This window comes from Pseudomonas sp. 14P5.3.2 (assembly GCF_057799175.1).
This window is the reverse complement of sequence record NZ_JBYOKU010000010.1, coordinates 98,019-109,810: the sequence shown is the minus strand read 5'-3', so window position 1 is coordinate 109,810 and position 11,792 is coordinate 98,019. Positions and strand designations below refer to the sequence as shown.

At 60.9% G+C, this 11,792-nt stretch carries 11 protein-coding genes; 7 read left to right on the top strand and 4 right to left on the bottom strand.

All coding sequences use genetic code 11. The features are described 5' to 3' along the window. Positions 1 to 1,404: a cytochrome ubiquinol oxidase subunit I gene (locus tag AC27VU_RS10780; protein WP_488724080.1), complete on the bottom strand. Its 1,404-nt coding sequence runs from the start codon at positions 1,402 to 1,404 to the stop codon at positions 1 to 3. Positions 1,405 to 1,510: 106 nt separating this feature from the next. Next, positions 1,511 to 3,835, bottom strand: a complete 2,325-nt coding sequence (locus tag AC27VU_RS10775; protein ID WP_488724025.1) for an FdhF/YdeP family oxidoreductase — start codon at positions 3,833 to 3,835, stop codon at positions 1,511 to 1,513. 354 nt (positions 3,836 to 4,189) lie between these two features. On the opposite strand from AC27VU_RS10775, the gene moaA reads away from it, so the two are divergent. Further along, complete coding sequence (gene moaA / locus AC27VU_RS10770) at positions 4,190 to 5,188, top strand: GTP 3',8-cyclase MoaA (protein WP_488724024.1); 999 nt, start codon at positions 4,190 to 4,192, stop codon at positions 5,186 to 5,188. Positions 5,189 to 5,224: 36 nt separating this feature from the next. Continuing rightward, positions 5,225 to 6,124 (top strand): bestrophin family protein, encoded by a 900-nt coding sequence (locus AC27VU_RS10765; RefSeq protein ID WP_488724023.1) that lies wholly within the window; start codon positions 5,225 to 5,227, stop codon positions 6,122 to 6,124. Between the two features lie 256 nt (positions 6,125 to 6,380). Here AC27VU_RS10765 and AC27VU_RS10760 read toward each other — a convergent pair whose 3' ends face one another. Together AC27VU_RS10760 and moaB are read right to left on the bottom strand one after the other, a co-directional pair. Next, positions 6,381 to 7,586 (bottom strand): molybdopterin molybdotransferase MoeA, encoded by a 1,206-nt coding sequence (locus AC27VU_RS10760; RefSeq protein WP_488724022.1) that lies wholly within the window; start codon positions 7,584 to 7,586, stop codon positions 6,381 to 6,383. Then, positions 7,583 to 8,122 carry a molybdenum cofactor biosynthesis protein B gene (gene moaB / locus AC27VU_RS10755; RefSeq protein WP_027611709.1) on the bottom strand — a complete coding sequence of 180 codons (540 nt, stop codon included), beginning with the start codon at positions 8,120 to 8,122 and terminating at the stop codon, positions 7,583 to 7,585. The genes AC27VU_RS10760 and moaB overlap by 4 nt, the downstream gene beginning before the upstream one ends. 285 nt (positions 8,123 to 8,407) lie before the next feature. Between moaB and AC27VU_RS10750 the strand changes: the two genes are divergently transcribed. From AC27VU_RS10750 to moaE, 5 genes are all read left to right on the top strand, one after another. Beyond that, the gene (locus AC27VU_RS10750) at positions 8,408 to 9,301 is read left to right on the top strand and encodes a LysR family transcriptional regulator (protein ID WP_262141523.1); all 894 of its coding nucleotides are present in this window, start codon (positions 8,408 to 8,410) and stop codon (positions 9,299 to 9,301) included. A 231-nt stretch (positions 9,302 to 9,532) separates the two neighbouring features. Next, positions 9,533 to 10,375 (top strand): formate dehydrogenase accessory sulfurtransferase FdhD, encoded by an 843-nt coding sequence (gene fdhD, locus AC27VU_RS10745; RefSeq protein ID WP_488724021.1) that lies wholly within the window; start codon positions 9,533 to 9,535, stop codon positions 10,373 to 10,375. After that, complete coding sequence (gene moaC, locus AC27VU_RS10740; protein WP_488724020.1) at positions 10,372 to 10,857, top strand: cyclic pyranopterin monophosphate synthase MoaC; 486 nt, start codon at positions 10,372 to 10,374, stop codon at positions 10,855 to 10,857. The genes fdhD and moaC overlap by 4 nt, the downstream gene beginning before the upstream one ends. Then, positions 10,854 to 11,105 carry a MoaD/ThiS family protein gene (locus tag AC27VU_RS10735; RefSeq protein WP_003226078.1) on the top strand — a complete coding sequence of 84 codons (252 nt, stop codon included), beginning with the start codon at positions 10,854 to 10,856 and terminating at the stop codon, positions 11,103 to 11,105. The genes moaC and AC27VU_RS10735 overlap by 4 nt, the downstream gene beginning before the upstream one ends. Positions 11,106 to 11,107: 2 nt before the next feature. Beyond that, positions 11,108 to 11,569: a molybdopterin synthase catalytic subunit MoaE gene (gene moaE / locus AC27VU_RS10730; RefSeq protein ID WP_003226080.1), complete on the top strand. Its 462-nt coding sequence runs from the start codon at positions 11,108 to 11,110 to the stop codon at positions 11,567 to 11,569. Positions 11,570 to 11,792 lie beyond the last annotated feature (223 nt).

Genomic DNA, 11,792 nt, shown 5'->3' with positions numbered 1-11,792 from the left:
TCAATGCTCCTTCATCGGGGCGGTAGCCGCCGAAATGGGTCGGCGCGGAGTCTGCAACTGATCGCCCTCCGCTGGATGTTCGTGATGTGGCTGCGGACCTTTGCGCACCAGTTTCATCATGTAGCCGATGCCCACGCTGAACACCGAGCAGTAGATCACCACGAACAGCAGCAGCGAGGTGCTCATCTGCGCCACCGAGTGGTGCGACGCGGCATCATGGGTGCGCATCAAGCCGTAAACCACCCACGGCTGACGCCCGACTTCGGTGGTGATCCAGCCAGCCAGCAACGCGATCAACCCGCTCGGTCCCATCAGCAACACCAGACGCTGAAAACCACGATGCTGATAGAGCTTGCCGCCACGGCGCAGCGCCAGCCCCAGCAGACCGACGAGGATCATCAACATGCCCAGCCCGGCCATGACACGGAAGCTCCAGAAGATGACGGTCGAGTTCGGCCGATCCTCTTTCGGGAAGCTCTTGAGCGCCGGGATCTGCTTGTCGAGGCTGTGGGTCAGGATCAGGCTGCCGAGGTACGGAATCTCCAGCGCATATTTTGTCTTCTCCGCCTGCATGTCGGGGATACCGAACAGCACCAGCGGCGTCGGGCCGCTGTCGGCGTTTTCCCAGTGGCCTTCGATGGCGGCGATTTTCGCCGGTTGATGTTCCAGGGTGTTCAAGCCATGGGCGTCACCGACCACGGCCTGAATTGGCGCCACGATCAGTGCCATCCACAACGCCATGGAAAACATCTTGCGCACCGGCGCGGTGTTGTTGCCGCGCAGCAAATGCCAGGCCGCCGACGCACCGACGAAGAACGACGTTGCGACAAACGCGGCAATCGCCATGTGCGCCAGTCGGAACGGGAACGACGGGTTGAACACGATCGCCAGCCAGTCCAGCGGCATCACCCGCCCGTCGACGATTTCAAAGCCCTGCGGCGTCTGCATCCAGCTGTTGGAAGCAAGAATCCAGAACGTTGAAATCAGCGTGCCGATGGCGACCATCACCGTGGCAAAGAAGTGCAAGCCACGGCCGACGCGGTTCCAGCCGAACAGCATGACCCCGAGGAAACCGGCTTCAAGGAAAAATGCGGTCAGCACTTCGTAGGTCAGCAACGGCCCGGTGATGCTCCCGGCAAAGTCGGAAAAGCCGCTCCAGTTGGTACCGAACTGGTAGGCCATGACCAGCCCCGAGACCACGCCCATGCCGAAGTTGACGGCAAAGATCTTCGACCAGAAATGGTAGAGATCACGGTAGGTGTCGTTACGGGTTTTCAGCCACAGGCCTTCGAGTACCGCGAGGAAACTCGCCAGGCCGATGGTGATCGCCGGGAAGATAATGTGGAACGAAACCGTGAACGCGAATTGAATTCGCGCCAGGTCCAGTGCCTCCATGTTGAGCATGATGATGTCCTCATCCAGGCTGAAAAGCGGCAGCACGAACCCGGGCCACCGCCAGGCGCGAACGCCTGCAGCCAGTCAAATTGCCAGTGTTTCTATCGGTAGCGGGTTACGCCACCGATGACGGGATCAGGTTGCTGACCTTGGCCGCTTCGAGGCGAATCGCGACGAATTTCGAGGTCGGCGTGTAGGTCCGGTCGCCGTAGCTTTCCAGCGGCACCAGCGGATTGGTTTCCGGGTAGTACGCCGCGGCCTGACCGGGCGGAATGTCGTAGGCGATCAGGGTGAACCCGCTGACCCGACGCTCGCGCTCGTCATCCCACAGCGCCACCAGATCGACCTTCTGCCCCGGTTCGAAACCGAGGCGCTGGATGTCCTGTTCGTTGGCGAAGATCACGTCGCGCATGCCGTAAACCCCGCGATAACGATCGTCGAGGCCGTACAGCGTGGTGTTGTACTGATCGTGGGAACGCATGGTCTGCAGGATCAGATCCGGTTTGACCGCCAGGTTGCGCACGCCTTCGCTGATTAGGTGCTCCGGCAGCACGCACGGGGTGAACTGGGCTTTGCCGGACTCGGTGTTCCAGACACGGTCCGAGGCATCGTTGCCGAGGTGGAAACCACCCGGGATCAACAGTTTCTCGTTGAAGTTCTCGAAGCCCGGAATCACGTCGGCGATCAGGTTGCGGATGCGCCCGTAGTCGCCCACCGCCCATTCCCAGTCGATCGGGTGTTTGCCCAATGTCGCGGCGGCGATTCCGGCAATGATCGCCGGCTCGGATTTCAAATGCGCCGACTTCGGTTTCAACTGACCGAACGACAAATGCACCATGCTGAAGGTGTCCTCCACCGTCACGCCTTGCGGGCCTTCGGCCTGGATGTCGATGTCGGTACGGCCGAGGCACGGCAGGATCAACGCGTCGCGACCGGTGACCAGATGGCTGCGGTTGAGCTTGGTCGAGATGTGCACGGTCAGGTCGAGTTTGCGCATCGCTTCGTGGGTGCGCGGGGTGTCCGGCGTGGCTTGGACGAAGTTGCCGCCCAGACCGATAAACACCTTGGCTTCGCCACGTTCCATGGCACCGATCGCCATCACCGTGTTGTGCCCGTGCATGCGCGGCACTTTGAAGTTGAAGCGTTTTTCCAGCGCATCCATCAGTTCCTTCGGCGCCAGTTCGTTGATGCCCATGGTGCGGTCGCCCTGCACGTTACTATGACCGCGCACCGGCGACAGGCCGGCGCCCGGACGGCCAACGTTGCCGCGCAACAGTTGCAGGTTGATGACCTCCTGCAGGGTCGGCACCGAGTGCACGTGTTGGGTCAGGCCCATGGCCCAGCACATGATCACGCTCTTGGCGCGGCCATACATGCGCGCGGCCAGTTCGATGTCGTGCAACGGCACGCCGGACTGCTCGAGGATGTGCTCCCAGGTCGTGGCGTCGACTTCTGCCAGGTAGCTGTCCAGACCCGAGGTGTGTTCGGCAATAAAGGCGTGATCGAACACCGGCTCGCCGCCCGAGGCCTGGGCTTCACGCTCCCACTGCAGGAGGAATTTGACCATGCCGCGGATCATCGCCATGTCGCCACCCAGCGCCGGGCGGAAGTACGCGGTGTTCGTCGCTTCCCAGCCGTTGCTGAGCATCTCGAGCGGGTTCTGCGGGTTCTGGAAACGTTCCAGGCCACGCTCTTTCAGCGGGTTGATGCAGACCACTTGCGCGCCACGTTTCACCGCTTCGCGCAGCGGTTCGAGCATGCGCGGGTGGTTGGTGCCGGGGTTCTGGCCGATGACGAAAATCGCGTCGGCGTGGTGCAGATCCTCATAGACCACAGTGCCCTTACCCACGCCCAGCGTCTCGCCCATGCTCACCGCACTGGCTTCGTGGCACATGTTCGAGCAGTCCGGGAAATTGTTGGTGCCGTAGGCACGGACGAACAACTGATAGAGAAACGCCGCTTCGTTGCTGGCCCGGCCCGAGGTGTAGAACTCGGCCTCGTGCGGCGATTTCAGGCCCTTGAGGTGTTCGGCGATCAGCGCGAACGCGTCTTCCCAACTGATTTCCACGTAGCGATCGACCCGCGCGTCGTAGCGCATCGGGTGGGTCAGACGCCCCTGATATTCCAGCCAGTAGTCGCTCTGTTCGGCCAGGCTCGACACCGTGTATTTGTTGAAGAACGCCGGGGCGACCAAACGCCCGGTAGCCTCCCAGTTCACCGCTTTGGCGCCGTTCTCGCAGAACTTGAGCATGCTCGCACCGGGCGCCTCACCCCAGGCACAGCCCGGGCAGTCGAAGCCGCCGTTCTGGTTGGTCTTGAGCATGGCGCGGATGTTTTTCAGGGCGTTTTCACTGCCCAGCCAGCTCTTGGTCAGGCTGATCACAGCCCCCCAACCGGCAGCGGCACCCTTGTAAGGTTTGTAACGGTCGACTTGTGACATGGGACATCTCCATGACGATGCACACAGGCGTGAACCTGATCTCGGTTAAATATCCGACCGTATTTCAACAGTAAAAAGCGGTCGTTTCATTTGCCGGGGCAAGGATATGAACCGATACAAAATATTGTCTAATCGCTATTTATGACCACATTATCGAAACCCTCTATCACGTTGAAAAACCCTTTATTTACCGTGACTTGCGAAACTAAAGCGGCAACTTTCAAGAAAGAACAATTGATCATCGACGCGCTCAATCAAGCGTTCATAAACAGTGATTGGACGTCCTGTGAAGTTGCCCATAACCTGCGTCAACCTGGTCCGTTAATGCGGACTTCTCACTCCTGCGAGGCTGTCATGTCAGAGCGTGTCTTGATCGATGGTTACAACCGCCGCGTCGACTATCTGCGCATGTCGGTCACCGACCGCTGCGACTTCCGCTGCGTGTATTGCATGGCCGAGGACATGCAGTTTCTGCCACGCCAGCAAGTGCTGACGCTGGAGGAGATCTATCAACTGGCGCAGAGCTTCGTGGCGCTGGGCACGCGCAAGATTCGCCTGACCGGCGGCGAGCCGCTGATCCGCCCGGGCGTGGTCAAGCTGTGCGAGCAGATCGCCGCCCTGCCCGGCCTGCGTGAACTGTGCATGACCACCAATGGCTCGCAGCTGGGCAAACTCGCCGCGCCGCTGTTCGACGCCGGGGTCAAGCGCCTGAACATCAGCCTCGACAGCCTCGACCCCGAGCGCTTCAGACAGATGACCCGCACCGGTGATCTGGCGCAGGTGATCAGCGGCATCGATGCGGCGTGCAAGGCCGGTTTCACCCGCACTAAACTCAACGTGGTGGTGATGCAGGGGCGCAACGATCAGGAGATCAACGATCTGGTGAGCTTCGCCATCGACCGCCAGCTAGACGTCTCCTTCATCGAGGAAATGCCGCTGGGGGTCATCAGCGAACACAGCCGCGCGGAGTCGTTTTTCTCCAGCGCCCAGGTGCGCGCGAAGATCGCCGAGCGCTACACCCTGATCGACTCCGCCGAGTCGACCCAGGGCCCGTCGCGCTACTGGCGGCTGGCCGAAGCACCGGACATTCGTCTGGGTTTCATCTCACCGCACAGCCACAATTTTTGCGGCACCTGCAACCGGGTGCGGCTGACCGTCGAAGGGCGCCTGCTACTGTGTCTGGGTAACGAGCATGCGGTGGATCTGAAAGCCGTGCTGCGCGCTCATCCGGGGCAACCGCAGCGGCTGGAGAAAGCCATTATCGAGGCAATGAAACTCAAGCCGTACAGGCACAATTTCGAAGTGAACGACGACATGCAGGTCGTGCGCTTCATGAACATGACCGGCGGTTGAAACCGCCCTCACCCTGCGTAATCGGGATCGCCCAGCATGATCATCAGACCCAAGGTCAACCAATTCGCCATCCTCTTCACCCTCAAGGGTTCGATTGCCAAACGTATCGCCCTGCGCACCTTGATGGTCACCCTGCTGGCTTCGGCCATCGTCCTGATTGAAATCCTCCACCCGAGCAACTTCACCAAGGTCAACGCCACGCCGTTCACCTTGCTCGGGCTGTCGCTGTCGATCTTCATGAATTTTCGCAACAACGCCTGCTATGACCGTTGGTACGAAGCGCGCAAGGCCTGGGGCGATGTGCTGGTGCACATCCGTTCGGTGATTCGCGAGACCCATGTCATCCATGAGTCGGTACAACGCAAGCCGTTGCTGCTCAACCTCTGCGGTTTTGCCCACTCGCTGAATGCGCGATTGCGCCGGGAAAGCGAAGCGGCAGCCAGCCGTGCGTGGATCACCCCGCAACACGATCCGCAGGTGCCGGACTACAGCGGGCGGATTCTGCAGCAGGTCGGCCAGCAGTGTTCCGACCTGCATCAAAGCGGTGAACTGAGCGAGTGGCGCTACATGCTGCTGGCCAATCACCTGACCAGCCTGACCCAGGCGCAAGCGGTGTGCGAGCGGATCAAGAACACCCCGCTGCCCTTCCCCTACACCTTGCTGCTGCATCGCACGATCTACCTGTTCTGCATCCTGCTGCCCTTCGCCATGGCCGAACCACTGGGCTGGCTGACCCCATTGTTCACGGCGATCGTGAGCTACACGTTCTTTGGCCTGGATGCGATTGCCGATGAATTGGAAGACCCGTTCGGCCGCGATGAAAACGACCTGGCGACCGACTCGCTGGTACGCACCATCGAGCGCGACATCCTCAGCGAACTGGGCGTGACCGACCTGCCACCGATGCTGCTGCCGGTGGACTATGTGCTGAGCTGAGCTCGTTCCCTCTGTAGGAGTGAGCCTGCTCGCGATAGCGGTCGACCGGTCAGTGAAGATATTGACTGTGCCGCCGTCATCGCGAGCAGGCTCACTCCTACAGGTTTGAGGTACACCCGCAGAATGGATGAACATCACACATCCAAATGTGGGAGCGAGCCTGCTCGCGAAGAGTGCCTGTCAGTCAACATTGATGTTGTATGACACGCCGCCTTCGCGAGCAGGCTCGCTCCCACAGTTCTGATTCGTGTTGGGGTCAGAACAGTTCACTGAAGGGAATGAAGCGCAGCTCATCGCCAATGCCGTGAGTACTGTTTTCCGGCACTTCCACCAACCCGTCAGCCCAGGTCGCACCGAGCAAAACACCGGAACTCTGGTTCGGATACAACACCGCGCGCCCCGCCTCCAGCCGCACACGCAGATATTCTCGACGGCTGCCAGCTTTACTCCATTCAAATCCGGCATTCACCGTAAAGCGCAACGGCATGACCTCTTCCACGCCCTGAATGCGCAGCAGATACGGCCGCGCCAGCAGGCCGAAGGTCACCAGCGCCGAGGTCGGATTGCCCGGCAGGCCTATCACCGGCACCGTACCGAAATGCCCCACGGTCAGCGGTTTGCCAGGCTTGATCGCGAGTTTCCACAGCAGCGGCTTGCCGTTGTCGCGCAGCACCTGACCAAGGCAATCGGCATCGCCGGCAGATACGCCACCCGTGGTCAGGATCAGGTCGGCCGCCACTTGCAGTTGCTCAAGTTTGAGCCGCGTCTGTGCCGGACGATCCGGCAGAATCCCGGCGTCGATCACCTCGCAGCCCAGTTCCTTCAGCCAGTGGCCGAGCAACACGCGGTTGCTGTTGTAGATGCTGCCGGGACGCAGCGGCAGGCCCGGCTCGACCAGTTCGTCACCGGTGGACAGCAGCGCCACACGCGGGCGACGCACCAGGTGCAACTGCGCCAGCCCCTGCCCGGCGGCGACCGCCAGTTCGAACGGCCCGAGGCGTTTGCCGGCACGCAGCAGGATGTCGCCGACGCGATTTTCCTGACCTTGCGCGCGAATGTTCTGCCCCGCTTTCAGCGCCTGCAGGAAGCGCACGCGACCGTCTTCGAGCACTTCGACGTTCTCCTGCATTTCGACGCAGGTGGCGCCGGGTGGCAGCGGTGCGCCGGTAAAGATCCGCGCGCAGGTACCGGGCAATAGCGCGTCCGGCGCCTGGCCGGCGTAGACCTTTTGCGAGACCTTCAACGGCTGGCGATGCAGATCGGCCAGGTTCAACGCATAACCGTCCATGGCACTGTTCGGCCACGGCGGCAGGTCGAGTGTCGCCACCAGGTCACTGGCCAACACTCGGCCACGCGCCTCGTCGAGCGGCAGAATTTCGCTGTCGGCCAGACGTTGCTCATTGGCCATGCCGAGCAACTGATCGAGGGCGTCCTCGACCGGCATCAACGCTGCCTTGCTCATCCGCGCGGCCCACAGGCGGCTACTGATTTGAGGTGCGGCACGAAGTTGCACGGGCGATGGCGGTTATCCAGTTGTTCGGCGAGGATGCCTTCCCACGCTGTGCGACAGGCACCGGTCGAACCCGGCAGGCAGCACACCAGCGTGCCGTTGGACAAGCCGGCCAGCGCACGGCTTTGCACGGTGGAGGTGCCGATGTCGAGAATCGAAATCGCGCGGAACAACTCGCCAAACCCATCGATCTGCTTGTCGAGCAGACAGGCCACCGCTTCCGGCGTGCTGTCGCGCCCGGTGAAGCCAGTGCCGCCGGTGATCAGCACCACCTGAATGCTGTCGTCGGCAATCCAGTGCGCGACCTGGGCGCGGATCTTGTACAGGTCATCCTTGAGCAGGTTGCGTTCGCTCAAGGTATGACCGGCCTCCAGCAATCGGCTGACCAGCAATTGGCCGGACGTGTCGCTCGCATAATCGCGAGTATCGCTGACGGTCAGTACGGCAATGTTCAGGGGGACAAACAGGGCATCCGCTTTCGCGCTCATGGGACTCTCCGGCAGTAGTCAATCAGATTGCCGAGCAGCCTAAGTGCCACTTATGAGTACTGTCTAATCACTCTGACCAACCACATTATCGACCTGCTCTATCGGTGCCGTTGACCTCGGCCAAAGCCTTTGAAACCATGGGCGATAGAGCTGATCGATAGCCTTTTCAATGCTTCCGATTGGACGCAAACACAGGCAAATGAGATCGTCGCACCTCGCGTTTTCCGTGCGCTGCGCGCATCTGCGTCAATACTCCATTCAATTTCTCAACGAGCAGGTGCCTTCGTGGACATCAAACAACTCAAGTTCCTGATCGCACTGGACGAAACCCGACACTTCGGCCAGGCCGCCGCACGCTGCCACATCACCCAGCCGACCCTGTCGATGCGTCTGCGCAATCTGGAAGACGAGCTGGATCTGGTGCTGGTCAATCGCGGTCAGCGCTTTGAAGGTTTCACTCAGGCCGGCGAGCGAGTGCTGGCCTGGGCGCGCACGCTGCTGGCCGCGCATGACGGTCTGTTCGCCGAAGCGGCGGCGTGCCGCGGGCAACTGGTCGGCAGCCTGCGCCTGGGGCTGGTGCCGCTGAGCAACTTCAATCCGGTCAATTACATTCAGGGCTTGTCCGGGACCTATCCCGAGCTGAAATTCAGTCTGTCGTCGGGCAGTTCCGACGAGATCATCGCCGGCCTTGGCAACAATCAACTGGACCTGGGCGTGTGCTACCTCGACCACGTCAACCCGAACTATTTCGATTTTTTCGAGATCGGTGAAACCCGCGTCGGGCTGCTTTACGACAACCGTCACTTCCATTTCGAAGGCTCGGAAATGAGCTGGGAAGACGCCGCCGAACTGCCATTGGGGATGATCACCACCGGCATGCATTACCGTAAATCCATCGACCTGAGTTTCCGCAGTCGCGGGCTGAATCCGCAGCCGATCATGGAAAGTGATTCGACCTATCAGCTGCTGCAGGCAATCCACCAAGGATTCTGCTGCTCGATCATGCCGCTGGACAGCGGGCTGGAAGAGCCGATCGAACACCTGTCGTTCATGCAACTGCCGGATGCCAGCGTGCTGGCGCCGCTGGGTCTGGTGATGCGCAAGACCGAGCCGCGTTCGGCGATTGCCGAAAAGTGCTTTGCCGAGGCGCGGAAAATGTTTGGGGGTGAGGCAATTTAAACCAGACACAAAACCCTGTAGGAGCTGCCGAAGGCTGCGATCTTTTGATCTTGATCTTAAAAACCAAAATCAAGATCAAAAGATCGCAGCCTTCGGCAGCTCCTACAGGGTGGGTGTTGGCCATGACAGTGGTGATAGATCAGCCCGATCACCGCATCAGAACAAGCGATTGGACGCACTTTTGACTCCCCCGTAGCCTGAACTCACTTCAGCGCTTCGGGACTTTTCAAGATGCAGTGCCAAGTTGCAACAACCGCCGAACCGGGGGATGGCAATGCCCCCGCACCGCAACCGTCACAGGTGGCGTTTCGCGAATACCTGCAAGACGCCCCGCTCTCGCACGCCGCCCTGGCCGCGGAAATTGCTCTGGCGATCACCTTCAATGGCCTGAGTCAGGCGGTGATGATGGTCTCGCCCGGCAACCTCGAAGACTTCATCCGTGGCTTCAGCCTGAGCAACGCGATCATCGACAGCGTCGACGAGATCTACGATATCCATCTGACGCATTTCGATCAGGCCTGCCAGGCCGACGTGCAGATTTCCAGTCGTGCCTTCTGGGCGCTGAAAGATCATCGTCGGCAGATGACCGGCACCAGCGGTTGCGGCATTTGTGGCGTCGAAGCGCTGGAGCAGGCGCTGCCGCAACTGCAGATCCTGCAACCCTGCGCACTGCCGCTGGCCGCGCATTTCGATGGCATCCGCCAGCGTATCGAACAGGCTCAGCAACTGGCCCGCAGCAGCGGCGCCCTGCACGCGGCGCTGTACTTCGATGCCCGTGGTGAGGCGCTGCTGTGCCGCGAAGACATCGGCCGGCACAACGCCCTCGACAAGCTGATCGGCGCCATGCACAGCGCCGAGGTCGATGCGCGCAAGGGCTTTGTGGTGGTCACCAGCCGTTGCAGCCTCGAACTGATCCACAAAGCCGTGCGCGCCCGCCTCGGCACCCTCGTCAGCCTGTCCGCCCCCACCGCATTGACCGTGCGCTGGGCGCTCAAGCATCACCTGAATCTGATCCACGTTCCGCACCGTAACGCCCCCCGAATCTACAGCCCGATCCAGGAGCTTTCGCCATGAGCAACACCCTCACCCACCTCGACGATCAGGGCCGCGCCAACATGGTCGATGTCAGCGACAAAGCCGCGACTCGCCGCGAAGCGATGGCGCAAGCCTGGGTGCAGATGCGCCCGGAAACGCTGCAGATGATCCAGGCCAACGGGCACCCCAAGGGCGACGTTTTCGCCGTGGCACGCATCGCCGGAATTCAGGCAGCCAAGCGCACCCACGAGCTGATCCCGCTGTGCCATGCGCTGCTGCTCAGCTCGATTCATGTCGAACTCAAGGCCTGCGAGCCGGACCGCGTACAGATCACCAGCACCTGCCGCCTCACCGGCCAGACCGGCGTCGAACTCGAAGCGCTGACCGCCGCCAGCGTCGCCGCATTGACGATCTATGACATGTGCAAAGCGGTGGACCGGGCGATGGTCATCGGCGACATCCGCCTGCTGAGCAAACAGGGCGGACGCTCCGGGCATTTTCAATGGGAGGACGCGCAATGATCCTGATCAACTACTTCGCCAGCTACCGTGATCGCCTCAATCTGGGCGGTGAAAAAATCCCTTTGAGCGACAACCTGACCTGCATCGAAGACGTGCGGCAATTGCTCATGGCCCGCGGCGAGGAATGGCGCGAAGTGCTCGGCGCCGGCAACCTGATGTGCGCGTTGAATCAGGAACTGTGCCAGCCGAGTGCGGCCATTGAGGACTTCGACGAGATCGCGTTTTTCCCACCAGTCACCGGGGGCTGAGCATGACGGTTCGAGTTCAGTACAAAAGTTTCGACGTCGGCCAGTTGACCGCCGACCTGCATGCGCGCAATCCACGGGTCGGCGCGGTGGTGAATTTCATTGGCTATGTGCGCGATCTGAACATTGGCCAGAGCGTGAACGAGCTGTTCCTCGAGCACTATCCGGGCATGACCGAAAAAGCCCTCGAACAGATCGCCGACGAGGCTCGCGAGCGCTGGCCGCTGCTGGGAGTGGAGATTGTGCATCGGGTCGGCGCGCTGGCGGTCAGCGAACCGATCGTGTTTGTCGGCGTCAGCAGCAAGCACCGGCACATGGCGTTCGAAGCCTGCGCGTTCATCATGGACGTGCTCAAGACCCGCGCGCCGTTCTGGAAGCGCGAGACCACGGCGCAGGGTTCGCATTGGGTCGAGGCGCGGGAGAGCGACCAGAATGCGGCGCTGCGCTGGAGTCTGGCGCATGCCTGAAGATCAAGAGCCCCTCACCCTAGCCCTCTCCCCGAGGGAGAGGGGACTGATTGGGGGATATTGAAGAAATTCACCGAATTGAAAGATTGGTTCTGAATCCATAATCGACTCGATCTTTCAGGTCGATGGATAACGCCAGACACCTCGGTCGGCCCCTTCACGCGCAGGCGTATGGCTGAAGATCAAATTCATAATCGACTCGATCTCTCAGGTCGATGGATGA

Coding starts and splice junctions, on each gene's coding strand:
- moaC (WP_488724020.1), top strand. CDS start 10,372: ATGAGCAACACCCTCACCCACCTCGACGATCAGGGCCGCGCCAACATG.
- fdhD (WP_488724021.1), top strand. CDS start 9,533: ATGCAGTGCCAAGTTGCAACAACCGCCGAACCGGGGGATGGCAATGCC.
- moaA (WP_488724024.1), top strand. CDS start 4,190: ATGTCAGAGCGTGTCTTGATCGATGGTTACAACCGCCGCGTCGACTAT.
- AC27VU_RS10760 (WP_488724022.1), bottom strand. CDS start 7,586: ATGAGCAAGGCAGCGTTGATGCCGGTCGAGGACGCCCTCGATCAGTTG.
- AC27VU_RS10765 (WP_488724023.1), top strand. CDS start 5,225: ATGATCATCAGACCCAAGGTCAACCAATTCGCCATCCTCTTCACCCTC.
- moaE (WP_003226080.1), top strand. CDS start 11,108: ATGACGGTTCGAGTTCAGTACAAAAGTTTCGACGTCGGCCAGTTGACC.
- AC27VU_RS10735 (WP_003226078.1), top strand. CDS start 10,854: ATGATCCTGATCAACTACTTCGCCAGCTACCGTGATCGCCTCAATCTG.
- AC27VU_RS10780 (WP_488724080.1), bottom strand. CDS start 1,404: ATGCTCAACATGGAGGCACTGGACCTGGCGCGAATTCAATTCGCGTTC.
- moaB (WP_027611709.1), bottom strand. CDS start 8,122: ATGAGCGCGAAAGCGGATGCCCTGTTTGTCCCCCTGAACATTGCCGTA.
- AC27VU_RS10775 (WP_488724025.1), bottom strand. CDS start 3,835: ATGTCACAAGTCGACCGTTACAAACCTTACAAGGGTGCCGCTGCCGGT.